Source organism: Nocardioides hungaricus (genome assembly GCF_054782915.1).
Genome location: NZ_BAAGRO010000054.1, coordinates 16,564 through 39,478 on the forward strand (window position 1 = coordinate 16,564; position 22,915 = coordinate 39,478).

General features: G+C 68.6%; 24 protein-coding genes. 3 read left to right on the top strand and 21 right to left on the bottom strand.

What is annotated here, in order from left to right; translation table 11 throughout:
- Positions 1-2: 2 nt before the first annotated feature.
- From ACYVKX_RS19995 to ACYVKX_RS20060, 14 genes are all read right to left on the bottom strand, one after another.
- The gene (locus ACYVKX_RS19995; protein WP_460835441.1) at positions 3-1,157 is read right to left on the bottom strand and encodes a hypothetical protein; all 1,155 of its coding nucleotides are present in this window, start codon (positions 1,155-1,157) and stop codon (positions 3-5) included.
- Positions 1,158-1,289: 132 nt separating this feature from the next.
- Positions 1,290-1,856 (bottom strand): hypothetical protein, encoded by a 567-nt coding sequence (locus tag ACYVKX_RS20000; RefSeq protein ID WP_460835442.1) that lies wholly within the window; start codon positions 1,854-1,856, stop codon positions 1,290-1,292.
- The gene (locus ACYVKX_RS20005) at positions 1,853-3,214 is read right to left on the bottom strand and encodes a type IV secretory system conjugative DNA transfer family protein (protein WP_460835443.1); all 1,362 of its coding nucleotides are present in this window, start codon (positions 3,212-3,214) and stop codon (positions 1,853-1,855) included. Before ACYVKX_RS20005 ends, ACYVKX_RS20000 begins: the two co-directional genes overlap by 4 nt.
- Positions 3,211-3,666 (bottom strand): hypothetical protein, encoded by a 456-nt coding sequence (locus tag ACYVKX_RS20010; protein ID WP_460835444.1) that lies wholly within the window; start codon positions 3,664-3,666, stop codon positions 3,211-3,213. The genes ACYVKX_RS20005 and ACYVKX_RS20010 overlap by 4 nt, the downstream gene beginning before the upstream one ends.
- A gap of 47 nt (positions 3,667-3,713) precedes the next feature.
- Positions 3,714-4,064, bottom strand: a complete 351-nt coding sequence (locus ACYVKX_RS20015; RefSeq protein WP_460835445.1) for a hypothetical protein — start codon at positions 4,062-4,064, stop codon at positions 3,714-3,716.
- 5 nt (positions 4,065-4,069) lie between these two features.
- Positions 4,070-5,116 carry a M23 family metallopeptidase gene (locus tag ACYVKX_RS20020; protein ID WP_460835446.1) on the bottom strand — a complete coding sequence of 349 codons (1,047 nt, stop codon included), beginning with the start codon at positions 5,114-5,116 and terminating at the stop codon, positions 4,070-4,072.
- 4 nt (positions 5,117-5,120) lie between these two features.
- A complete protein-coding gene (locus ACYVKX_RS20025) occupies positions 5,121-6,611 on the bottom strand; it encodes an ATP-binding protein (RefSeq protein WP_460835447.1) in 1,491 nt (496 codons plus the stop codon).
- A gap of 2 nt (positions 6,612-6,613) precedes the next feature.
- Complete coding sequence (locus ACYVKX_RS20030; RefSeq protein ID WP_460835448.1) at positions 6,614-8,122, bottom strand: SCO6880 family protein; 1,509 nt, start codon at positions 8,120-8,122, stop codon at positions 6,614-6,616.
- Positions 8,119-9,492: a hypothetical protein gene (locus ACYVKX_RS20035; RefSeq protein WP_460835449.1), complete on the bottom strand. Its 1,374-nt coding sequence runs from the start codon at positions 9,490-9,492 to the stop codon at positions 8,119-8,121. Before ACYVKX_RS20035 ends, ACYVKX_RS20030 begins: the two co-directional genes overlap by 4 nt.
- Positions 9,489-10,271, bottom strand: a complete 783-nt coding sequence (locus ACYVKX_RS20040) for a hypothetical protein (RefSeq protein ID WP_460835450.1) — start codon at positions 10,269-10,271, stop codon at positions 9,489-9,491. Before ACYVKX_RS20040 ends, ACYVKX_RS20035 begins: the two co-directional genes overlap by 4 nt.
- Positions 10,271-10,543: a hypothetical protein gene (locus tag ACYVKX_RS20045; RefSeq protein WP_460835451.1), complete on the bottom strand. Its 273-nt coding sequence runs from the start codon at positions 10,541-10,543 to the stop codon at positions 10,271-10,273. Before ACYVKX_RS20045 ends, ACYVKX_RS20040 begins: the two co-directional genes overlap by 1 nt.
- The gene (locus tag ACYVKX_RS20050; RefSeq protein WP_460835452.1) at positions 10,540-11,103 is read right to left on the bottom strand and encodes a hypothetical protein; all 564 of its coding nucleotides are present in this window, start codon (positions 11,101-11,103) and stop codon (positions 10,540-10,542) included. Before ACYVKX_RS20050 ends, ACYVKX_RS20045 begins: the two co-directional genes overlap by 4 nt.
- A gap of 152 nt (positions 11,104-11,255) precedes the next feature.
- Positions 11,256-11,540 (bottom strand): hypothetical protein, encoded by a 285-nt coding sequence (locus ACYVKX_RS20055; RefSeq protein WP_460835453.1) that lies wholly within the window; start codon positions 11,538-11,540, stop codon positions 11,256-11,258.
- The gene (locus ACYVKX_RS20060; protein ID WP_460835454.1) at positions 11,537-12,340 is read right to left on the bottom strand and encodes a hypothetical protein; all 804 of its coding nucleotides are present in this window, start codon (positions 12,338-12,340) and stop codon (positions 11,537-11,539) included. The genes ACYVKX_RS20055 and ACYVKX_RS20060 overlap by 4 nt, the downstream gene beginning before the upstream one ends.
- A 237-nt stretch (positions 12,341-12,577) precedes the next feature.
- Here ACYVKX_RS20060 and ACYVKX_RS20065 point away from each other — a divergent pair, with 237 nt between their 5' ends.
- From ACYVKX_RS20065 to ACYVKX_RS20075, 3 genes are read left to right on the top strand one after another with little or no spacing between them, the layout of a single operon-like run.
- A complete protein-coding gene (locus ACYVKX_RS20065) occupies positions 12,578-14,620 on the top strand; it encodes a DEAD/DEAH box helicase (RefSeq protein WP_460835455.1) in 2,043 nt (680 codons plus the stop codon).
- Positions 14,621-14,644: 24 nt separating this feature from the next.
- Positions 14,645-14,887 carry a hypothetical protein gene (locus ACYVKX_RS20070; RefSeq protein ID WP_460835456.1) on the top strand — a complete coding sequence of 81 codons (243 nt, stop codon included), beginning with the start codon at positions 14,645-14,647 and terminating at the stop codon, positions 14,885-14,887.
- Entirely contained in the window at positions 14,884-16,407 is a 1,524-nt protein-coding gene (locus tag ACYVKX_RS20075) for a hypothetical protein (protein WP_460835457.1), read from the top strand. Before ACYVKX_RS20070 ends, ACYVKX_RS20075 begins: the two co-directional genes overlap by 4 nt.
- Positions 16,408-16,561: 154 nt before the next feature.
- Here ACYVKX_RS20075 and ACYVKX_RS20080 read toward each other — a convergent pair whose 3' ends face one another.
- Genes ACYVKX_RS20080 through ACYVKX_RS20110 form a run of 7 tightly spaced genes read right to left on the bottom strand, consistent with a single transcriptional unit; the run spans position 16,562 to position 22,910 of the window.
- The gene (locus ACYVKX_RS20080) at positions 16,562-19,699 is read right to left on the bottom strand and encodes a LysM peptidoglycan-binding domain-containing protein (protein ID WP_460835491.1); all 3,138 of its coding nucleotides are present in this window, start codon (positions 19,697-19,699) and stop codon (positions 16,562-16,564) included.
- A 5-nt stretch (positions 19,700-19,704) separates the two neighbouring features.
- Entirely contained in the window at positions 19,705-20,112 is a 408-nt protein-coding gene (locus ACYVKX_RS20085; RefSeq protein ID WP_460835458.1) for a pilus assembly protein TadG-related protein, read from the bottom strand.
- Positions 20,109-20,498, bottom strand: coding sequence for a TadE/TadG family type IV pilus assembly protein (locus ACYVKX_RS20090; RefSeq protein WP_460835459.1), 390 nt, complete (start codon positions 20,496-20,498; stop codon positions 20,109-20,111). Before ACYVKX_RS20090 ends, ACYVKX_RS20085 begins: the two co-directional genes overlap by 4 nt.
- Before the next feature lie 20 nt (positions 20,499-20,518).
- Positions 20,519-20,905, bottom strand: a complete 387-nt coding sequence (locus tag ACYVKX_RS20095) for a TadE/TadG family type IV pilus assembly protein (RefSeq protein WP_460835460.1) — start codon at positions 20,903-20,905, stop codon at positions 20,519-20,521.
- Between the two features lie 9 nt (positions 20,906-20,914).
- Positions 20,915-21,103, bottom strand: a complete 189-nt coding sequence (locus ACYVKX_RS20100) for a hypothetical protein (protein ID WP_460835461.1) — start codon at positions 21,101-21,103, stop codon at positions 20,915-20,917.
- Between the two features lie 23 nt (positions 21,104-21,126).
- Positions 21,127-22,029, bottom strand: coding sequence for a type II secretion system F family protein (locus ACYVKX_RS20105; protein ID WP_460835462.1), 903 nt, complete (start codon positions 22,027-22,029; stop codon positions 21,127-21,129).
- The gene (locus ACYVKX_RS20110) at positions 22,026-22,910 is read right to left on the bottom strand and encodes a type II secretion system F family protein (RefSeq protein WP_460835463.1); all 885 of its coding nucleotides are present in this window, start codon (positions 22,908-22,910) and stop codon (positions 22,026-22,028) included. Before ACYVKX_RS20110 ends, ACYVKX_RS20105 begins: the two co-directional genes overlap by 4 nt.
- Positions 22,911-22,915 lie beyond the last annotated feature (5 nt).

The window sequence follows — 22,915 nt, forward strand, 5'->3', positions numbered from 1 at the left end:
GGCTACCGAGGCCAGTAGTAGAGCGAGTTCTGCGCGCCCTTGGCCCGCCCGACGACCCGGTGCCCGTGCCGACCCACTACCTCGTCGAAGAGGTCGCCGTCAGTGATCGGTGTGACCTTGAACGCCGTCTTGCTGATCGGGCGACCCCGCGCATCGAGCCGATCGGCCACGCGCGTCTCCCACGAGTCCGCCACGATCTCGAACAGCGCCCGTGTGACACCCCGGTGGACCGCCGCGACGTGCCTGATTCCCCGCCGTTCGACGCTCGCGGGGCTGAGGGTCCACCAGGCGGAGAGCGACTCGCCGATCTCCTCGAATGCCCGCACCCGGCTGGCACTCACAAGCCACTCGGGCTTGTAGCCGGCGCCGTACCGCGTGGCTCCCCCGGCGATGACCTCGCCGTCCGGCAGATCGGTCCAGCCGTTGAGAGTGATGAGGAGCAGCGGAGTCATCGTCTCCAGCGGTGGAGCGGCGTAATCGTCGATGATCGAGTGCAGAAGCCGCATCCCGTGGCTGCGCGCGTCCTCTCGCCGCGCGTTCGCCAACTGCCCCTGGACGCCGAGCGGGAGTCGCTGCCCAGCCTCCCCCGGCGTCACCGGGAAGGTCATGAGCAAGTCGATCGCCGCCGCCTCGACCGAGGTGTACTCGCCAGCGGTCAACCCGTACCGGAGGATCCAGATCTCGTGCTCCAGACCGAGACGCCGCAGTTCGTTGATGCGGGCGTGCTTGCGGGACTGCTCGCCACTTCCGCCGTCGGCCACATCGTTTGCCTCCAGACCGTGGGCGGCGTAGCGCAGCCCACGTCCCTTGCCGACATAGAACGGCACTCCGTCGCGCGGGTCGACGAGAAGGTAGACGTACAGGCCGAGCTCGGCAGCTACCTGGTCGAGCACTGCGGGGTCGACGACGGGTGTCCGTTCTTCGATCCAGGGTGAGAGCCGGGCGAGCGCTTTCGCGACCGCGACGGGCACGCCCCCTCCCATGTTGTCGGCGCCGAGGATTCGGACCAGTTCCTCGTGTGACTCGGCCTGAGCGCCCAGAAACGACGCGTACAGGTCCTGGGCGCACCGTCCCAGCCCTTGCGGGCCGTCGTTCCAGCGCTTCCAGGCCGCCGTCACCTCTAGGGCATCGAGCGCCTCGCTCGTGATCGTGAACATGTGGAGAAGGCTAAGACTCGCCCCCGACAACGACGTCCATTCGGCCGGCCACGGCGACGCCGGGCCTTCCGCCGGAACGTCCAGTTCGGGATGAGGCGATACGTCTCCGCCACCGGCCGTGCCTAGCCCCCCTCACCGGTGATTGACGCGGCTCGCGGACGCCCCAGCCTCAACGTCTTGCCAACGCCGACTCCTCCGTCGAACGGGCTCCTCGCCATCGCGATAGATCACGTTCCGACCCCCGCCCGGACTCGGCTGATGCCGACCCGGCGGACAGCCCGTCTCACCGATCCGTTCGACGACGCGGCCAAGGAAGGCCGGCAGCGTGAGTCGGTGCCACTCCTCAAGCGCCGCTGGTGTACGGGCGAAGCCGGCCTCCCAGCGCAGACAGGCGACAGTGGCGAGTTCATGGACTACGTGTGGGTGGAGGTCCCAGCAGATGGGGATGACCCGGTCGGTCCGCCAAGTGTGTTCCTCGTTGATCCAGGCCACGACCTCGTCCATCCAGGCGTACATGCTCTGGCGGATCTCCGGCAGGCAGCTCGGCGGGTCCCACGGGCGCGGCAGGAGCGCGACTCGTCGTGCTTCGTGATCGGTTTCGTCGGTCGCCGCTGCCGCGATCCGCAGTTCGTCGAGTACGGCGGCCACCACCCCGGGCGGCGTCGGGAACGGGGCCGCCATGAGGCCCGGCGCCGTCATCGTCGTCCCTCCGCAGCCTGCGCCCGAGCGGCCGCCTGATCCCGAAGCAGCGCTCTCCCGTGACGTCCATCGATGCACCGCGACAGCTTGGCCACGAACGGCCGGGCGTTCTCCGCGACGACCAGGGCGTGACGATCGGGAAGCTGCCGGATCTCCTCTGGCCGGAGGACCGGTACGTCGTCGCCGTAGAAGCTGCTGCCCCAGCCGCCTCGGTGCAGGTTGTAGCTACGGCGCGACACCCGCGTCGTACCGAGCAGTTCGGACACCTCCTTGTAGAACTCGCCATCCTTGCCGCCGCCGAAGATCACGATGTTGTTCGTCAGGCCGAACATCGCTCGTGCTTCGTCTTCGCCGTAGCAGATGACGAGTTGGCGCCAGGTCTGCGCGGCGTAGATGAAGGACAGGCCCAGCGCCCGCTCGTTGGCCATCCGCGTCCGTAGCGTCGGCAGCGGTGTGGTCGACGGCAGTTCGTCCAGGCATGCCAGGAACGGCGGGCACAGCCGGCCGTACGGCGACCCCATCGCCATGCCCAGCGCGGTGTCGAGGACGTGCTCCGCGATCGCCGTCATGAGCGGCGAGGCGGACGCGTACGGGTCCTCCCGACCCAGCAGGTACACGGTCCCGCCGTCGGCGATGACCTGCTTGAGATCGGTGGCAGGCCGGCTCGAGCTGGGCACGCAGCGACGCCGGATCGACTCCTGGAAGAACAGGGCCATCGCCTGCTGGACGGTCGTGATCGTGTTCCCCGCGGTGCGGTGATCACCGTGGAGGGCGCCCCTCAGCAGGCCATCCCAGAACGGCGCCGAACCTGGATGCGTGCGGAGGATCTCCTCCGGCTGGGTCGCGTTGTGCGGGTCGGCGATCCACATCAGTACGTCGTCCAGCGACGCGCCTTCAAGAGCGGCGGCGTGGAAGTACGCCTGAAGCACCTTCGCTGCCTCCGCCGCGTAGAACCGAGCAGCCTCGTCGCCCGCGCCGCGGGTCACCGCACCGCCGACGGTCCCGGCGGTGAAGGCCTTCGCCCTCCGCTCGGCCGTCATCGAGTCCGCGCAGCCGTCGACCGGATCCCACACAAGCGCGGGGGTCCCTGGCGCGAGGTCGAAGGGGTCGAGAACGTGCACGGGGCTCCAGGCCCCGCGCGCCGTGATGGTGAGGTAGAGATCCTCGGGCTTGGTGAGCGTGACCAGCGCGGCGCCTGGAGCGGTGAGCAGGGCAGGGGTCAGCAAGTCCAGGGTCTTGCCAGATCCCTGCGGCCCGTACACGCCGACCGTTCGGTCGAACGGCACCCACACCTCGACGCCGCCAGGCACCTTTGATCGCCCCAGCCTCCAGCCGAGGTCCGTAGCCTCGACGCTCACCGCCGACCTCCGTCGCCCAGGTCCGGGCGGATCGTCCCTCGCCTCCGCATCAGCCTGCCGCGGCCGAGGACCGCAGCAACCTCGTGCCTGGGTGCCATGCCGAACTGCGCGTACGGCCCGACGGTGCCCCACCACCAGGCGAAGCCGACGACTGCAGTGGCGGCAAGCGCAATCTCTACGACGATCGCAGCCGCGTAGATCAATGGCACGGGAGGGAGGTCCGAGCGCAGTTCCGCTCCAAGGCCCCTTCCCGGCTCACCGCCGAGGAGGCCGAGGAGGCTCTGGCCGAGTCGCGGACCCGGCCAGACGAAGCCCTCTCCCTGCAACGCGAAGGCAATCCCCTGGCCGGCGGGCAGAGCAAGGAAACCCGCTACGAGCCACACGAGTCCGATCCCAACCGGGATCTCCCAGGTCGTCGGGAAGGCGTCGGTACGTCGGCTCTGAACCCTCACGCTCCTTCAAGCGCATCAAGGCGAGCGAGCGGACAGGTGATGCGATGTCAGTCCTGGACCAACGCAACCGAGCCCAGTTGGTCCACGACCCAGACATCGATTCCGAACCTCCAGCGGACCTCTTCAGGCACACGCAGGGCTGCCTTGCGCGCCGATTCGGGCACCACGATCGCGAAGCGAGTGCCCTCTGGTCGGTCGCTCATTCGTCGCAGCAGCTGCCCGTAGGCCGTGTCTACATCGAGCCCGGGAGCCGCAGTGGTGCCCTTGACCTCCGCGACGAGGTGCTCCGCGCCGCGCCGGGCGACGACGTCGGCGTGGTCCACCTTGTCGGTATCGACGTCCCAGCCACGCTCGAGGAGATAGCGCACGAACGCGGCCTCGACCTCTGCTTCCTTCACAGTGTTCATCCTCGCAGCGCCGCGCTGGCCGGGGACGCGTTCTGCGCAAGCCACTGACTCGGATCGAGGTTGTCGGGTCCGTAGATGCTGCCGTTGTGCAGGTGGACCTCGAAGTGCAGGTGGCATCCGGTGGCGTTCCCACGGGCACCCACCTCGCCGAGCTGCTGCCCCGCTCTGACCGGCTGGCCCGGGGCCACGTCGAGCTTCTGCATGTGCGCGTACCAGGTGGCGATCGGGTTCGGCCCGGTGACGACCTTGACGAGCCACGTGCCCGCCCACGCCTGGTCCGTTTCGATCTCGACGGTGCCTGCCGTCGCGGCGAGGACGGGCGTCCCGCACGGGACGGAGAAGTCCGTGCCCGTGTGCCAGCTGCTCCAGTGGCTCCCGCTCCCTCCCCAGTTGTGGTTGTCCGTCCCGACGTAGGCGGGAGGAACGGGGTAGACGACGCCACCGGCGCCGGTCATCGGCTGAGCGCAGGTCGACGAGGTCGCCGGCATCAACGAGGCTGCCTGGGGCCACAACTGCTCGGTGAGCCGAGTCGCCAGGGGAACCCACTGCTCGTACAAGCCGCGATACTCCGCCGCCGGCCGCTGGACGTCGGCGGCGACATCCGTGACGGGCCGCGTCTCCCAGCCGGGGACGAGCACGAGGTGCTCCAAGAACGTCGTCGTGGCGTGCTGGACGTTCATCACTTGGTCCGGCGTCCCCCACCCCTGTGATGGGCGCTGTTGGAACGCACCGAGCGAGTCGCGGTCGCCGTAGTCCAGGTTCTGGATGCCGGACTCCTGCCTCGCGGTGGCCAGAGCGATCACAGCGGCATGCGGTCTGTCGGCAGTCTCGGGAAAGGCGCGTACGGCGGCCACGATCTGCTGAGCGACCTGCATCTGCACATCGTCGAGATCGGGATCTTCACCGACGACGCCGGCAATAGACGGACCGCACGCCGCGGCGGACGATGACGCCGCCTGGCCGCCGACCACGAGCAGGAAGATGATCGGCACTGCGATCGGAACCACGAGCAGCCCGACGGCGTACTTCGCCTTCCCGGCCACGGGCTCAGGCCACCGCTTCGTTGGTGAACGTGAGCTGCCGTTCGATCGGCGAGAGGACGGTCGCGATTTTGAACCGACGGTCTCCGACCATCCAGAGCGCGCGGCCCTTATCCTGCATCGCCCACCCGGTGACGAGGTCCTGCTGCATGCGGGTCAGTCCGAGGAGGTGGCCGAGCTCGTTCGCGACTTCCTCGTCCTGGCCGAGCAGGATCCGTACGTCGGCGAGGTGGAGCAGGTCCTTCGCGATCTGTGCTGCCTGCGAACCAGAGTCGCCGGCCGAGAGCGGGTCGGACGGCTTGTGGTACGTCACGAGCTGGACGTCGCCGTCCTTGCGGGAGAGCCGCAGGTTGGAGTCGAGTGTCTTGACCGCCTCGACGCCGAGGCGGGTCTGCATCCACGCCTCGTCACGTAGCACGATCCGGCGGTCACCGGGCTCGGCCATCTCGCGGATCCCCTGGCCCCAGGAGTTGAGACACATCAGGGCGATGCCAACGGCGGCTTCGTTGCCGGCTGAGTGCAGCGTGTTGAGCGAGAGGGTCTGGATCGGGGCGCGCCAGTTTGGTTGGAACGTCGAGGGTGCGTCGAAGAGCCCCTCGAGTTCCCCCTGACACAACGAGCCCAGGGCATCACGCAACGCCCGGCTGCTGTCGAAGAAGCCCTGCCGAGAGTCGTAGCGGCAAGCTTCCACGAGCACTTCGCTCGGGTCGTCGAGGGCCTTCCAGACCATCGGGATCGTCACCGGCGCCAACGTCGTCTGGCCAGTCGTCCATCCCGTGAGGTCACGCAGGACGTGCGTGATGATGCGTGCCTCGGTCGGCGTAAACGGCACCTGCTGCGACCCGACGAGTCCACGGATCAGGGCGAGCCACCGGTTGAAGATGATCGCGCCCCGCCGGGCAGTCTCCGCCCGGTCCTGCTGCTCCCAATCGAGCGCGAGCGGCCCCACGTCGAGCGGGTTGATTCGCCCGGGCAGGCCGGGCCCGATCCGGTACGGCTCGACGCCGAGCGCCCGCGAGATGTCCTCGTACTCGTCCTTGACGTCGCCGAGGACCAGCGACCGGTAGCCGAAGCGGATCATCCGGAGCATGAACGCCTTGACCAGGGCCGACTTGCCACGACCTGGCTTGCCGAAGATGAAGACGTTCGGGTTGGTCACCGGGATGGAGTCGTCGTTCACCCAGCCCATCGGGTCGCAATAGAAGGACCCGCCGGACAGGACGTCGAACCCCATCGGTGCGCCCGTGGACGGGAGGCCGCCGCCGGCGATCAGCGGCCACATGACCGGGGTCTGCTCCGACGTCATTTGGTAGCCGGCCAGCGGTGGCAGGGTCGGCGCCCACCCGTGTCCGGCCCTACGCCGGCCGCGTAGGCCGACCACCTTCGGGAACGGCTTGTCGGGCGGCGGCGCGGGCGGCTCCGCCTCCTGCCGCGGCAGGTGCGTGCCGAAGTCGGTCAGCAGGTGGTCGACCGACCGCGACGTCGTACGTCGGGCCATGGTCAGCTCCGGCGCCGCTTCGGCAGTCCGGTCCCCAGCGGGATCACGGCGGCCGCGAACGCAGCGTCGTGGGCACCGTCGAGCGGCAGCGGCGTGAATCCGCATAGGCGGACGGACGCGTCGAGGCGGCGTCCGTAGTCCTGGGCATTCCAGGCCGCTGGCACGGTGACGGCGAGCGCTGAGGAGAGCCGTACGAGGGATCGACCGCGCTCCAGCTTCTCGTCGGTCTCGTGCACCTGCTCGACGGCTCGCCGCTCCCGGGCGCGTTCGACCCGGCCGACCTTCCGTCGTACCTCTGCCGCCATCGTCGCCGACATCTCCGCGCGACCGGTCGTGCGGTCGGCGACGGCCTGGCCGACGGGGCGAAAGAACACCGTCAGCGCGCGGCGCTCGCCCACCTGGGACGGCACAAGCGCCCGGGCGAGTGCTCCCATCACCGCCCCCTTGCGTGGCAGCAGGATGGTGGTGGCGATCGACTCCCACTCACCGTGCCGGTAGCAGCGCATCGCAGTCGTCGCCGTGGTTGGGCCGGCAGCGGCGACCGGCACCCCTGCAGCGATGTCGCCGTCGTAGCCGTGGTGAATCACCGAGTCGGCCAGCGCGGGAGCGTCTCCAGGCTCGAACCCGGTCCTGATCGCGATGGCCAGGTCGGCGCTGTCGAGCCATGTGACCTGTGTGCAGCCGATGGCCCCCATGAGTCGGGCTTCGACTTCGCCGAGGACGCCGTACAGGATCCGCGCCCGTCCGGTCACGCCCCGGCCCGCGCGGCGGGCGTCCTTGGCGACCGCGTCCTCGCGGACGACGACGGTGACGAACGCCTCCGTGCGGACGGCGGCGCCGTTGATCGAGGCGTCGAGCTGGGCGTGGATGCGCGCCGAGATCTCGGGCTCTGTGGCGCGGGCGTGCTGGCGTACCCACTCCGCTCGCTGCGTGCCGTCGTCGGGAACCGTGCGCACGCAGATGGCGACAACGTCGATCTGGCTGCTCGCGGACGCAGCCTCGAAGAGCTCGGACAGTCCGGCGCCCATCCGTCCGCGGTCCGCGTCGTCGGCCATGCCGATGCCGGGATGGACGACGCGTGCGGTCGCGGCCCAAGTGCGGGTGGCGTGGTTCTGGATGATCGCGGGGCGTACGGCGCGCCCGGCCATCGGGGGTCCGTCGTGGATCTGGATGCCAGCGAGTACGCCGGGCAGGTCCGCCTCGTTCACGTTGTCCATCTCTCCGGCAGCCGCCTTCGACTGGAAGCGCGTCCATCCGGTGAGGCGGCCGATCACGTGACGGACCAGCACGCCGATCCACTGAGCGGCCGACCACCCGCGCACGGGGACGCAGACCAGCACGACGGCGACGAGCCACAGCGGTACGAGCCCGAGCAGCGCCCGCCACTGGCCGACCGACATCGCGAGCCAGCACGGGAAGGCGGCCGCGAGCACGAGGAAGACCTGTGGGCCAGTGAGGCCGAAGAACCAGCCCTGCCTGTCGCGGCTCGCGGAAGCTCCGTAGACGGTCATGCCAGCATCGCGCCGTCCTCGGCCACGGCGGCCGCTTCGTCCGCGTTCGTGACGTGCGCCGGCTCGTTCGCGACGCCGCCCTCGTCGCGTCCGCGGCCGACGCGTGTCCGTTGCGGTGGTGGCTTGCCGGTGCGACGGGGAGGCGTCGTGTCGTAGTAGCCCTGATGGCCGACGCCCGCCTGGCCCATGACGTCGACCGACATTGAGGCGCCGGTGGACGCGACCTTCCCTACCGCGTCCATGCCGGTGCCGACCACCTTGCCGGCCACGCCGAAGGCCTTGGCCGCACGGGATTGGAACCGGTTGGCCGTCTCGGCGTCAGCACCGGTCTCACTCGCCGCCCGGCCGTCAGAGTCGACCTGGGTCGCGGCGCCGGATCCCTCGCCCTGCCCGCGCCTCCCTGAGACCAGCCCGGAGATGCCGCCGTTCGCGGCCAGGTTGGTCCGGAACGACGCCCCCGACGCCGTGCCCGGGTCCACGAACGCCAGCAGCCGGAAGAGAGCCATCGGGCAGAAGCAGGCGATCGCGAAGACGGCGCAGCCGATGACGGCCATCCCGACGCTCGCCGCGTTGGCGTTGACAATGCCGCCTGCCAGCGAGCTGCCCTGGGTCGACGTAGTCGCCTCCGGGAAGGAGGCTCGCGACATCTGGACGCCGAGGCCGACCACCAGGGCCAGGAGCGGCGAAGTCAGGCAGGCGGCCACGAACCACCGGACCGACTTCCACATCCACGATCGGGTGCCCTCTCCCAGCGCCCCGGCCGCGGCGACCGGCATGGTCGCGACGAGGATCAGAAGTGCGGCCTCGCGCACGAGCATGATCAGCAAATAGCCGAACGCCGCGGGGATCACGAGGAACAGCGAGCAGAGGCCGAGCACCGCCGCCTCCACTGTGCCGACCACCTGGTTGGGCAGGCCAGCCGAGGCGGAGTAGCCCGCGAAGCCCGGTACGTCGAGCAACGTGCTGAGCAGCCCCCGGGTCAGTCCGGCGCAGCCAACGATCAGGCCGCCGCACACGACGACCCAGCCGGCGACGACTGCGCCGTACTGGACGATGCCCATGGCGAGCGCACCGAGGGTCTGGCCGTCACGGCGTACGGCGGCCAGGCCGATCTGGCCGAACCCGATGACGAGTGCCACGACCAACGACAGCCACAGGGTCACGCCGTACAGATGGTTCAGGCCGGGGTCCGTGACGTCGGGCGTCAGGAATCTGTCGAGGACGCTGAACACCAGGTCCATCAGCCACAGTGCCGCCGACCAGAGCGCCATCATCATCGAGGTGAACGTGTCGGCCAGGCTCTCCTTGACCTGGTCGCCGAGCCAGTGGAACGGGTTGAGGTCGATCATCGGGACGAGGTTCGCGATCACGGCTCGACCTCCAGCCACTGATACCCGGCGTCGTAGGAAGCCTGGCTGCCCGGCCACAGCGACGGGGTCGCTGCTGCCTCGTCGCCCGCGGCGATGACCCACCGGTCGCCCATCCAGGTCATGTGCTGGCAGTCGGCCGCCGCGATTCGGGCCGGCTGCCCGCCTCGCACCGTGACGGTGAGGATGAAGTCGACGCAGACGGTCGGCGTCTCGTCTTGGATCAGGCCCATGGCCGGTTCGAGCTGGATAGCCAGCTCCGTCGACCCATTCGCGGGGAGGCCGGCGGACTCGAGCAACGACTGGACCGCGGCAACACCCGACCACGAGTCGGGGGTCGGACCTCCGGGGGCCGCCCAGACGGCGATCACGTCTTGGGCCGTCACGACAGATCCGGACTCGATCGCTCGACGGTCAATCGCGATCAGCTGCGCCAGGGCACCCTCCGTCGTCTTCGGGAACCCCGTGCCGACCTGGGCTTCGCCGAGAGAGCGGGGCTGCGGAATGTGGATGACGCCGGTCGATCCCCTCGACAGCGTGCCCGGCTGCGCACCATCCAGCGAGGTGTCGCCGCCCCAGGCTTGATCTGCCGGTGCCAGCTCAGCAGTCTGGGCTCGCGTCGAGCCCTGGTCCCCGTGGAGCAGTTCGATGACTGACCAGACGATCCCGCTAACCACCGCGGCCATGACTGCCACCGCGACGACGAACAGAATCTGGAGGCGGCGCCGGTTCCACTCGTCCGGCCCCGACAGCATCCGCGCCGCCGCCCTCCGAGCGGACATCAGCACTTCCCGACGATCGCGTTGAGGATGCCGTAGATCGTCACGTAGCCGACCGCGGCCAGGACGGAGTAGATGAGGCCGGAAGCACCCAGTTGGGCGGCCCTGGATATGCTCCCGAGCTTGCCGACGACCAGCGCCCCGATCGACACGAAGCCGCCGACGATGATCACCGCCGCCACGCCGTACTTCACCCAGCCGAGCAGCATGTCGGCGTACCGGTCGATGCCGGTCGGCGCCTGCGCGCAGACGTCGTTGATGGCCTGGAGAATCATGCGCTGGCTCCGATCTCGTCCCGCTTCTCTCCGCCCAGGAGCTCGCGCAGGCGGATGGCCGAGTGACGCGTGCTCGAAGGCAAGGACTCGGCCGACAGCCCGTTGATCTCTAGCCCTGCCTCGCGCGGGAAGAACACGATCCGGTGCTCAGCCTCGACGGCCATGAGCAACGGTCCACGGGAGGCTCGTACGGCCGAAGGCCACTTGCTTGCGGCGACGACGGCGACCGCGTACGCCGACGAAAAGCCGAGCACCCGCTCGGCGCGAAGGACGCTGGGGACCGTCGCCCGCATGACCAACACGTCAGACCGCTCGGGCCAGCCGCACTGGCCGGTGTCCACGACGACGCTGCCCGGAATGGCGTCGGCATCGGAGACGCGGCCGGTGGGACGCACGACCCGGACCTTGCCTCGACGGCCGCCGGCCCATCCTTGTAGCCCGACGTCGGCACGTGCCTCGATCGCCGCGCATACACCGAACGACTCGTCGTCAGTGAGGTCGACGATCGTGGCGCCGGCGTCACCGTTCTCAGCGAGCGCCTCGGCCAGGGCAATCGACACCGTGCTGGCTCCAGCGCCTTGGTGAACACCACGCACGCTCGTGCTCGCTCCCAGGAGTGAGGTCGCCATCCAGATCGCAGGAGCTGTGCTCGCCAGCTGGCGGCGTACTGCGGCCACGAGATCGGCGAGGGCGACAGGCTCGGTGACGGTGTTCAATGGGACACCTCGCCCCTCACGCGGTGGAGCGCGAGCCCCTGGCCGAGCAATCTTGGGTCGACCGTGCCCAACACTCGACGTGCCCTGGCCGACTTGCGCGCGAGCCGAACTACCTCCTCGAGGCGATCGACGATGACGTCGATGTCACCCGCGCGAAGCGTGTCGAACAGGTCGGCGACCCATTCGACGTCGCCGGGCTCGATCGGGAGGGTCTCTGGGGAAGGGCAGGTCTGCATGGTCCCTTCAAGCGCGCCAACCTGGGTCGAGTGGACAGTCATCACGCGACCTCGTCGATGAAGTTCGGGCCAGCCACGCGGAGCTTGGCGATGGCACGATCCCGAGCTCGGGTCACGGACTTCGCGCAAACGCCGCGCGCCAAAGCTGCCTTCTCGACTGCCAACGTCGAGCAGGCTCCCCTCATCCACTTAGTGATGCGTGGGTTGTCCCGGTCGGCGTCGAGCAGCTCGGTGAGCAGTGCAACTTCGTCGTCGTCGAGGACGCCGTTCCGCAGGGACCAGCGAAGGAGGGCCTGGAGCTCATCCTGCGGCCCGAGGTCTGCCACTCGGAGCTCCTCCGCGAGCGGCCGTTCCATCACCGCCTCGAAGAGCCACGACTGTGGGTTGAGCGGGATCACCCCTCGCGTCTGCCACCGGGAGGGGTCGCGCAGCAACACCCAGCGCACCGACTTCCTGGTCGCGTGGTGGATCGCCTGCGCATGGCGACCTGCTCGCTCTCGCCAGTCGTACGCGCGGATCTGCTCCCACATAGCGCCCGCGACGATCCCGTCCGCCTCGCCGTCGGCGGCGTACCAGAAGTGCCTGGCGATGATCCGGATCGAGGCGCCGAGTTGGTGGAGGACCGCGACTGCCGCGAGCTGGTCGTCGCCGCCGTCGATGGCCCCTAGCCAAAGGAGGGCGCCGAGCGCCTGGTCCTCGGCAGCGCCCCTCAGGCGCCTGATGGTGGCCAGCGAGTGGAAGGTTTCAAGCTCGGGTCGGGCGCGACACCACGCCCGCCAGCGCTCGGCGTCGACGAGGTCGTCGAGTTCGCGGGGCGTGACGCCCGCTTGCGTGATCGAAGGCATCGGCGGAGTTCCTCTCAGTGGGTCCGGGCGGAACTCCACGGAAGAGGGCGAGCCTCACCGACACGCTCACCACATGCCTCACCGCGTGACTCACAGATTCAAATTTTCCTCGAATCTCCCCGCCTTCACGCGTGGGCGGCCTGCCAAGACCGCCCACCTGTGACGCGGTGGCGGCGGAGTTGTCCGATTTGGCAATGTAGGTGTGAGAGTTTTGGTAGACATGTTAGATTAGTTGGGGTGAGCGAGAATACTGAGTCGGAGTTCGTCCGCGTGGCCGAGGCCGCGGAGTACGTCGGCGTCTCGGCCCAGACCCTGCGCCGGTGGGACCGCGACGGCACCCTCCCCGCCGTGCGACGGCCCGGCAGCAAGCACCGGTACTACCGTCGCGTCGACCTCGAACCGTTTCGGCTCGAGTACCGCCGGGCCGAGGACGCCAGCAACCAGACGTCGGTGTTCACCACCGCCAACGCCGACATCGAGGCCAACGACTTGCTTCGCGAGCCTCAGAAGGAGGCGCACCGCGCCGTCCGCGAGCACTTCGCCAACTCGCAGGAGCCCGGGATCCTTCAGATCCCGGTCGGCTGCGGGAAGACCGGCATCATGGCAACCTTGCCCTTCGGAATATCCGAGGGTCGCGTCCTGGTCATCACCCCGAACCTGACCATCCGCAAGGGCGTCACGGACGCCCTCGACGTCACCAGCCGCGAATGCTTCTGGACCAAGACCCGAGTGCTATCCGACTTCACCGCCGGCCCCTGGACCGCGGTCCTCGACGGCGCCCGGGCCAACGTCCACGACGCCATCGAGAGCGACTTCGTCGTGACCAACGTCCAGCAGCTCGCTAGCCGTGCCGACAGGTGGCTCCCGCAGTTCCCGCCTGACTTCTTCGACATGATCCTCGTCGACGAGGGACACCACGCGCCGGCCGAGAGCTGGCAGAAGGTCTTCCGCCGCTTCCCCGACGCGAAGGTCATCAGTCTCACCGCCACGCCGTTCCGTGCCGACCAGCAGCAGATGCACGGTGAGGTCCTCTACCGGTTCTCATTCACCCGCGCCATGGTGAACGGCTACATCAAGCAGATCAACTCCCGCAACGTCGCGCCGGCCGAGCTCTACTTCACCTACGCCGACGACAGCCGCAAGCACACCCTCGAGGAGGTCCTCGAGCTCCGCGAGGAGGCGTGGTTCCGGCGCGGTGTGGCCCTCAGCGAGGAGTGCAACCGCCACATCGTCGAGACCAGCATCCAGCAATGCAACGCCATGCGCGCCGACACCGGCATCAAGCACCAGATCATTGCCGCCGCATGCTCGGTCGATCACGCCCGACAGGTCCGCGCCTTGTACGAGGAGTGCGGCTACGTCGCCGCCGAGATCCACAGCGGCATGGACGAGGACGAGATCAACGCCGTTCTCGAGAGGCTCAAGACCGGGACCCTCGACTGCATCGTCCAGGTCCAGATGCTCGGCGAAGGGTTCGACCACCCCCGTCTCAGCGTCGCTGCGATCTTCCGCCCTTACCGCTCACTCGCGCCCTACATCCAGTTCGTCGGCCGCGTAATGCGCGTCGTCCAGCAGAATCAGCCCGACCACCCCGACAACCGCGGCTTCGTGGTCTCTCACGTGGGCCTGAACAACGACGAGCGATGGTCGGAGTTCCGCGAGCTCGACCTCGAGGACCAGGAACTGGTCCACGAGTGGACCACCGGCACCGGCGACCCCACGCTCGAAGGGACCGACGCCGACGGCGAGGGTCGAGCGCGGCGCTTCGACAACGGGATGCTGGTCAACAGCGAGATCCTCGCCAGCTTCATCGACCAGGCCTACCTCGACCCCAACGATGACCGGGTCCTCGAGGAGATGCTCGACCGCGAGGTCGCCCCCGGCCTGCAGGTGCGCGACATCATCACCCTTGACCAGCTCCGTGCCGGCCTGCTCGCCAAGCAGGCCGCCCAGGCGGTGGACCAGCCGCTGCCGATCCCGGTCTCGCCGCAGCGCAAGCGCCAGCGCGCCCGAACCCGTCTCAACGAGCGGACGATGTCGGTGGCCAACCGGGTCCTACAGGATCTAGATCTGCCCCGGAACGGCTTCGCGCTGATGAAGGTCACTCGGGGGCCACGCCAGTCCAACCTCCGCGTAGTCACCCGACTGTTGAACGCGGCGGTGACCGCAGAACTCGGGGACACTCGTGGCGAGGCATCCGCGGTCGAACTCACCCGGGTCTTCAACGACCTCGACGCGATCGCCGACCGCGTCCGCGACGACATCGTGAAGAAGTTGTAGAACTCACCCGGGAGGAAGCTCGCCATGCCCCAGATCAAGGCCGTGCTCGGCAACGTCAAGGTCGAGACCGCAAAGCGTAAGCGGGGCTGCTCGCGCCACAAGGCCGGCAAGCACCAGCACGACATCGTCAAGGATGAGACCTGCCTCGTCGTCACTGACGCCGACGGCAGCACGCACAACTACTGCCAGGAGTCGGCCAAGGACATCCTCGACCGAGCGGAAGCTGACCTGGAGGCGCTGCGGGCGGGCATGGGACTGACCTCGTGACCAGTTCCGGTGACGCATCCGCCTCGGACAACTCGGAGTACTCCTGGGAGCGTGACCCAGCCGGCGTCTTCTTCAGCGACCGCTTCGGTGTCCACCCCGACGTCCTGGGCGAGTTCGGCGCGTTCGACATCTCGGTCGTCGCCGACCTCCCGGTCTTCATCGACCCCTTCCTGCTCTTCAACAGCGACAAGCCCGAGTACGTCGCCCTGCACGACCAGATCCTCGACTACTTGAGGTTCCTCCGAGACCAATCAGGCCAACAACTCACCCCCGGGTTGATCAAGAGCTGGTACACCTTCGGCGAGGTCAAGCAAAACTGGCTGGGCTTCACTGTGGGGGGCAACGCCGGCCACGGTCTCGGGCCCACCTTCGCTAGGTCGCTGCAGACGGCGCTCGGCGACATCCTGAGCAACTTCGGCAATGAGACCATCACCAGCTCCAGCCACCTGGAGAAGCTCGCGCTGATCCGTCCCGGAGTTGGTCGCGACACCATCTCCGACTTCACCACGAACCTCATCAAGCACTTCCTGCTGCGCTTCACCGAGCAGTTCGCCACGACCCATCTGGCTGCAGCGGACCTGCGCACAGTCCCGGTGACACGGGCTGCGTTCAATTACAGCACCCAGACCTGGATGACCCGCTCCTACACCCTGCCCTGGACCGCCGGAGACTTCGTCATGCTCACCCCGGCCGACCTGTTGACGAAGGACGACACCTGGATCAACCGCAACGACATGATCAGAGCCTTCGACCGCCTTCCCGACGTGGTGGACGACGACCAGCTGCGTGCCGAGGTCAACGTCTACCTTGGCCAACAACTGTCGAAGGACCCATCAGCCAAGGAGATCGCGGAGGCCCGCCTGCGAAGCATCCTTCAGTTCCCAGAGCTTATCGACTGCTACATCCGGCTCAAGGAAGACAGCGGCGACCTCGCGGTCGCTACGAGCCGAGACAAGGTCGACGAGACACAGCGCCTGCTGCGTGACCAGGTGCAGGCCGCAGCGCGCGATCTGGCCGCCAAGACCGACCTCTTCGTCAAGCCCTGGACATCCTTCGACGAGGCCATGACCGCGGTGGAGACCTTCAAGCACTATGTCGAGAATCAGGACGGCTGGCGGGTCATCAACCGCGGGGGCGGTCGCCCGTTCGCGAACGAGGCCGAGGTCCAGGGGTTCTTCGGACTCCTGCTTCAGCCGTCCCGGTTCGACATCAACCGCGAGCCAAACAACGGACGCGGACCGGTGGACTTCAAGGTGTCCGCCGGCCTCGACAAGACACTCATCGAGTTCAAGCTGGCCAGGAGCAGCAGCCTCGAGCGCAACCTCGACAAGCAGGTCGCGGTGTACGAGGCGGCGAACAAGACCAAGAGCTCGGTCGTCGTCGTCATCTGCTACACCGCGGCGGACCATGCCAAGGTCGCGAGGGTCATCAAGACCCTCGGGCTCGACCGGCCAGACGCCCGCCCCCTGGTCGTCATTGACGCCCGCTCCGACAACAAGCAGTCTGCGTCAAAGGCGTGACCTCGCATGCAGCGCTGAGGTCCCGTTCGCATCCGGAGCCGCGAACAGTCATACCGCCGAGACAAGACCGCGCCGCTCCGCCAGACGAACACCGCCATTGCAAGTGAATCCGTCGGCCGCAGCCGCGGTTGCCCGCTGCCTCGACAGACCCCCGTCAGCTCGTCCCGGGCCGATCCATCCGGTGGAACACCTCCTTCGTCCGTTCGGAGGGATCCAGCGGGGGACGGTCGTCGTCGGTGCGATTGAAGAGCTGCTTGTCGAGGTACGCCTCCGCTTCATCTTCTTGCCCCAGGGCCTTCATCGCGCGGGCGAGGTCCAACCGCGGCTTGTCCTCGGACGGCGCGGCGGCGATCGCCCGCTCGGCTGCCCACAGGGCATCGCGCGGGCGACCCTCGGCCAGGGAGTGCGTGGCGAAGACGTGGGCGACGTCGACGATCGCGGCCGTCGCGTAGTGATGGACGGGATTGTCGGCCAGCCACCCGTAACCCTTGGAGCGCTGCTGGTCGTACGGCTGGCCCGTCACGAGTTCGAGCGCCCTGCGGAAGTCGTCGATCCCCCTCGGGCCCAGCGCCTCGCCGCGGGCGCGCAGGCGACGGAAGAGGTCCGCGTCGACGAGCACCTCGGAGAGCCGGTAGACCTGATGGCCGCGAACCCGTTGGGCTACGGGCAGGTACCACTCATCGATACCGGGCTTCTTCCCCAGCCACTTCCGGAGCTCGCCGAGCCGCGTGTGCAGCGAGTTGTTCTGGATGCCGAAGTCCGCCGCAACCCGGTTCGGCGTCTGGCCGTCCGGGTGGCACGCGAGGTACGCGGCGAGCTCTGCGTAGTACGCGGGCCGACGCTCGACGTCCTTGGTCTGCTCACCCACGGCGCGCAACTCGACCGGCCCGAGGACTCGGAGCCTGGGTCGCTGGGTGTCCGGGTCGGCCCAGTCTCTGAGGTCCTGGTCGAGTGTGGGATCGGCGGCCAGCGCTGCAGCCTCCTCGGTCTTGAGAACGGCCGGCGCCAGGACCGTGAGGTCGTCGGCCGTCGTTGCTCCCGCTTCGACGTAGGTCCGGTCCGGGCGAGGCAGGATCGAGTCCGGGTCGCCCGTGCCGCATCTCGGTTCGGTCAGGTCGTCCACGAGCGCACCCGCCTGGTCGGTGTTCGTCGGGTTGCCGTCGGCGTCCACGGCAGCCGGGATGTCGACGTCACCTTCGACCTCTGCGTCGTCGAACAACTGGCCCAGCACCGCCGCCTCGTCGCTGGTGAGCCGGTTTGGGCGGACGACACTCCACGGGGTGACGAGATCCCCGTCCGGAGTGAGCGTGAGTGTGATCGCGCGCGGGTCGAGAGGCTCAGCCGCGAGAGCTACGAGCCCGTACGACGTCCTGCCCGGCGCCCGTTCCATCTCGTCGAGCAACGCATGGATGTGGGCCCGCACGGCGTCACCCTCCTCGTCACCAACGGTGCTGATGCGCAGCGTCGGGACCCAGGCCTCCTTCCAGTCGGTCACGCGAGAACCGAGCACGCTGAAGCTGGAGGATTCGGCCAACTCAGCCATGTGGCGAGCAGACTTCGCCAGCTCCTCCACTGGAGCCGTGGCGGCCACGGACAGGCGTCCGTAGTTGAGCGGCAGGACCTCCTGCGCGACACCCACGATCTCCACCGTCTCGAAGTCGGACCAGGCGTTCAGGGCCAGCTCGGCGGCGATGAACCTCGCCAAGTCCCTACAGGCTTCGGCATCGCCGACGATCTGGACGACGCCGGCGCCTTCGAGGTCGACGAACCAAGTCGCGTCCGCTGCGTCCACGCCGATAGTCACCATGGCCGGGTACGGCGACATTCGGTCGGCGCAGGCCGGTCGGTGCTCTGACGCCAGACTCCAGGCGAGCGAGTCAGACGACACCGTCCAGGGTGCGGGCGCATCCGGTGAGGGCGAACGTAAGTGCAGGTCGAGACCGCCCCCGTGGATCCTTGCGGCGACCGCCTCGGGCAGGTCCAACCCCGCCTGCTCGCAGAGCTCGGCGAGCCCGCGAAGGGCCGCATCGAAGAACCCGGCACGCTGACTGGCAGACGAACCAATAGCCCTGAGGGCCTTGTCCTCCGGCCGCAGGTGGGCGGCCACAGGCGGGGCCGCCTTGCCGGACCGCCGGTTTCGCGACTGCGTCCGCCGACGGCCGACGTACACCGCGAGCGTCCCGGCTGCGAGGAATCCGCCACCGCTCAGGAGGGCGCGCGCCACCGTCGCGCCGTCGAGGTGGAAACCGAAGTCGGCGTCGGCCCCCTGCTCCTCGTCCGCGGAATCCGGCGCAGTCGGCGTGACCGTCGCTTCCGGGCTCGGTTCCACCGACGGCGCGGGCGTCGGCATTGGCTCTCGCGAAGGCCGGGTGGAATCAGGTGGATCGGATGGATGTCGGTTCGGGTGCTGGTGTGGCTCAGCGGTTCGCTGCCCCGGTACGTCGAGTCGCTGCCCTGGGTAGATCAGGTCCGGGTCCTCGATCCGGTCGTCGTTGGCTCGGTAGATCCGCGGCCACTGGGTGCCGTCGCCGTACTCCTCGGTCGCGATCTCCCACAGGGTGCCGCCCGGTTCGACGGTGACGAAGGACTGGTGATAAGGCGTCCTGTCCGTCGCGGGCACGAGCAACGTCCAGCCGGGCAGGATGGTCCGGGCGTCGTCGAACCTCGACCCGTCGACCATCTCGCGGTCCCTGTTCAACTCGGCGATCTCTCGCCAGCGCTCTCCCGCACCAAGGTGATTCTCCGCGATTGACCACAGGGTGTCTCCGCTGGCGACCACGACTTCGGTCGTCGGCTGCGATCTGTGCTTCACCGGCAATTGTTGCGTCGGCGCGTCGGTGTTTGGGGCATCGGCAATGGCGGGATCTGACGCCGGTGCCCGGCTCGATGTCGCTGCGTCGGCGTGTGAGATCCAAGGAGTCGCGATGACCGACGCGGCAGTCGTCGTCGCGCCGATGGCGACGACCGCCTGGACGAGAGTGCGGGCAAGCGACTGCTGAACGCCGAAGGTGCCTGGCACACGAGCGAGCCAATCCGCCGAGTGGCCCGCTGCGAGCCTGATCTCGGCGACCGTCTCGACGATGACGCAGATCAGGAGCTGCACCCACAGGACCCACGCGACGCAGGCCAGGATGCCGAGCAGAGCCGTGTTCGTCAGCGGAGCGCCCCACGTCCAGCCTTCAGGAACCGGGTTGCCAACCGTCGCCACCAACGCGGCGGGGACTCCCGCCACGAGGACGATCAGGACAGCCGCGGCGAGCAAGCCGCGAAGCACGATCCCCGTTCGACGCATCACGCTCACGGTGAGTCCTCCTCGGTGATGGCGCGGGCTGACTCGGTCTCGTCGATCGGGAACGAGCTGACCCCGATGACGCCGAGGATCTGGTTCTCTGAGTCGGCGGTGATCCTCACGGTGACGGTGTCGCCAGCAACGCTGACGGTGCCGTCCATCCCCGCGTCGCGGAGGTAGCTCTGGGCGCGCGCCCGCGCAGCTTCGGCGTCGACCGCGTCGCTTCCGTTGCGAACGCTGGCCGCCGAGAGCGCGTCGGCCCCTGCCCGCGCGGCTTGGGCAGCCGCTCGTGAGGCAGCGACGCGCTCATCGATTACTCGGCCGCCGTCGACGACGAGCCCGAGGAGGACGGTGAAGGCCCCGGCGATTACGAGGATCGCCCAGATCGAGGCGCTGCCGCGCTCGTCGCGCTTCACCGGAAGTCCCGGTGTTCCTCGAGCGGCACGACCGCGGTAAATGAGAACGTCTTCGAGCCGGGGATCTTGCCCACGCCGACCACGTCCGACAGATCGGCCACGCACGTGACCGTCGCGCGGACGTCACCACCTGGGTTGAAGTCGGCCGCGTCGACGTTCACCGTCAGGCTGGCGCACGCGAGTCCGCGCTTGTCCATTGACTGCTGCGCGGCCTTCGTCCCTGCCTGGACGGCCGCTTCCTGGTTGGTAGTCAGGGATGCCGCCCGGGCCGCGGCGTACGCGGCGCTGTTGACCTGCCCGCGGGCGTCCACGTAGCGGCCTCCGGCCGCGATCACCATGATCGCGGCCACCAACAGTGGGGTGAGGATGACGACTTCGATCGCCATCGCGCCTCGTTCGTCGCGCCTCACGACGACTCCACGAAGCGTTCGATCGGACCTTCCAGGTGGACCGAGACGTGGACAGGCACGAAGGGCAAGACCTGCTGGCCGTCGCCGGTGACCGTGACAGCGGCCGTATCTCCGGTCCGTGTGACGGTCACGTCGGTGCCGGAAAGACTCCCGAGGTCGCTGAGGTAGTGATTCCCGGCGGCCTCACCGGAGGCCGCAGAGCCGTCGTACGCCGATGCGGCGGCGAGTGCCTCCTCTGCGGCGGCCTGAGCGACCCGGTGGGCGTGGGCCTGCATGGCGTACTGGAGCATCAGCAGGAAGACGAGCATGAGCGCGCTCATCACGAGGAGGAACTCGATCGAGAGTGCTCCTCGTTCGTCTCGGATCCTTCGTACCCGCGACATCGCCCTGGCTCAGGGCTGCCCGAGCTTGTTGGTCTGTCCGGTGACGTAGGCCTTGATCGCTGCCACGGCGATGCCAGCGATCGTGATCACTCCGAGCGCGATCAGCAGCCACTCGACGGCCGTGAAACCGCGCTCGTCGCGCTCCCGTTCGGCCAGACGGGCCCTGAGCCAGATCACCAGGATCCTGATTTCCTCCATGTGGTTCTCCTGTAGGTACAGGGTCATCCGGCGAAGAGCCGGGCAACCGAGGGATAGAGCTCGTAGGTGAGGAAGGCGAAGACCATGACGATGAGGGCGAACCTCATCGACTCGGTTGCCTGGGCGGCGGCGGCTTCCGCGTCGGCGATCCGCTCGGCACGCAGGGTCTCGGCTCGGGCCACCAACGTCGCCCGGACCTTCGCGCCGTCCTCGTTGGCCAAGGTGAGCGCGGAGTCGAGGTCGGTCAGCTCGCGAATGCCGAAGCGGTCGCCGAGCTGGCCCAACGCGTGCCAGGGCGTGGTGCCGGAGAAGCGGGCACCGTCGATCGCGTCCTGCAGGTGTGTGAATGCCCATCCTGTCCCGATGGCCGCAGACGCCGGCAGCGCCTCGGCGTGGCCGCGGCCCGCCTGCATCGACATCGCGACAAGGTCGAGGTAGACCGAGAGCGTCCTGCGGAACTCCGCCCGCCGCTTCTTGGCCTTGTCGGTGAGCTCCTGACGGGTGACCACGAGCATGGCTGCGGCGAGCACCGCGCCGATGGCAGGACCGAAGGCGAGCGGGATGCCGAGGCCGAGTGCGTTGAACACGCCGAGGATGACGACCGGCCCGAAGACGCCCACAACCGCGAGCGTGGTGGTCTTGCCGACGTACTGCTCGACCGTGCCACCCGTGACGGCGAGATCCTGGGTGAGGCCCTTGCCGTCCTTGGCCCGCCGGAGGATCTGCTCGGAGAGCCAGCCCTGCAACTTGCCGCCGATCGTCGTCGCTCTCGGCGCGCCGATCCGCTGGATGCGGGTCTCGCGTGCGCGAGCGGAATCCCAGCGGCGTACGGCGCCCGCCAGGTCGGCGCGTGGAGGAACTGCGAGTCGGTAGGCATGCAGCAACGCGCCCGCGAGGAGGCCGGCCGCGACCATGAACGGGATCATGTGCGGCCTCCGATCGGCGCGAGGTGCGGCTTGTAGGAGGCGATCTCGGTGATCTCGCGTGGCGAAGTCAGGAACCTGGCTTCGACTTCCCCGTTCGACAGGGACCTCATCCTCACGAATGCGCCGATGAAGATCGCGGCAAGGATCGTCAGGACCAGCTGACCCAGTGGTGTCGAGTAGGGCTCGACCCAGCCGCGGGCGAACAGGGCCTGCAGCGCAACGAAGCCGAGCACGGCGAACGCGATCCGTTGTGCTTGCCGGCGCAGGGCGCGACGCTCGTGCTCGACCTTGCGACGCATCTCGAGTTCGGTGCGGGACGAGGCGGCGAGTGAAGTCAGAATCCGCTCCAGTCCGCCGGCGCGCTGTCTGGCGTTGAGAGATAGTGCCGCCACCACCATGTCTGCAGCAGGGTCGTCGACGTCGTCGGCGAAGCGGGCCAGGGCCTCAGGCAGCGGCACCCGCCCGTCGAGCCGGGCAGCGAGATCGCGAACCGGTGCTCGGAGCAATGCGTGGGCGGCGCCGACAGTTGCCGGAATCGCCTGCTCCAGTCCGGCCGCAGCGGTCGCCGTGTCGCGAAGACTCTCCGTCCAGGCTGCGAGCGCCTCGATCTTCTCCAGCTGCCGCCGACCGGCACGACCGCCCCCGAACAAGCGCGGCCACAGGAGGACGACCGCCGCGGCGGCCAGGCCGGCCAAAGCCCATCGAGTGATCAGCAGCGCGACGAGTCCAGCGACCAGCGCGACGCCGAACTGCCGGGTGCTCCTTCGATCGAGGGAGGGCCGCAGCGAAATGCTCGGCAGCGCGCTCATGCCACGCGAAAGGCGGACGATTGCCAGCAAGCCAAAGCACCCAGCCGCGACCGCAACGAGGAAGCCGAGCATCCTCA

Excerpts from the sequence above, each read along its gene's own strand:
- ACYVKX_RS20105 (WP_460835462.1), bottom strand. The coding sequence starts at position 22,029 with ATGATCCCGTTCATGGTCGCGGCCGGCCTCCTCGCGGGCGCGTTGCTG.
- ACYVKX_RS19995 (WP_460835441.1), bottom strand. The coding sequence starts at position 1,157 with ATGTTCACGATCACGAGCGAGGCGCTCGATGCCCTAGAGGTGACGGCG.
- ACYVKX_RS20090 (WP_460835459.1), bottom strand. The coding sequence starts at position 20,498 with ATGGCGATCGAAGTCGTCATCCTCACCCCACTGTTGGTGGCCGCGATC.
- ACYVKX_RS20045 (WP_460835451.1), bottom strand. The coding sequence starts at position 10,543 with ATGATTCTCCAGGCCATCAACGACGTCTGCGCGCAGGCGCCGACCGGC.
- ACYVKX_RS20095 (WP_460835460.1), bottom strand. The coding sequence starts at position 20,905 with ATGTCGCGGGTACGAAGGATCCGAGACGAACGAGGAGCACTCTCGATC.
- ACYVKX_RS20100 (WP_460835461.1), bottom strand. The coding sequence starts at position 21,103 with ATGGAGGAAATCAGGATCCTGGTGATCTGGCTCAGGGCCCGTCTGGCC.
- ACYVKX_RS20000 (WP_460835442.1), bottom strand. The coding sequence starts at position 1,856 with ATGACGGCGCCGGGCCTCATGGCGGCCCCGTTCCCGACGCCGCCCGGG.
- ACYVKX_RS20080 (WP_460835491.1), bottom strand. The coding sequence starts at position 19,699 with ATGCGTCGAACGGGGATCGTGCTTCGCGGCTTGCTCGCCGCGGCTGTC.
- ACYVKX_RS20025 (WP_460835447.1), bottom strand. The coding sequence starts at position 6,611 with ATGGCCCGACGTACGACGTCGCGGTCGGTCGACCACCTGCTGACCGAC.
- ACYVKX_RS20060 (WP_460835454.1), bottom strand. The coding sequence starts at position 12,340 with ATGCCTTCGATCACGCAAGCGGGCGTCACGCCCCGCGAACTCGACGAC.
- ACYVKX_RS20110 (WP_460835463.1), bottom strand. The coding sequence starts at position 22,910 with ATGCTCGGCTTCCTCGTTGCGGTCGCGGCTGGGTGCTTTGGCTTGCTG.
- ACYVKX_RS20030 (WP_460835448.1), bottom strand. The coding sequence starts at position 8,122 with ATGACCGTCTACGGAGCTTCCGCGAGCCGCGACAGGCAGGGCTGGTTC.
- ACYVKX_RS20070 (WP_460835456.1), top strand. The coding sequence starts at position 14,645 with ATGCCCCAGATCAAGGCCGTGCTCGGCAACGTCAAGGTCGAGACCGCA.
- ACYVKX_RS20040 (WP_460835450.1), bottom strand. The coding sequence starts at position 10,271 with ATGTCCGCTCGGAGGGCGGCGGCGCGGATGCTGTCGGGGCCGGACGAG.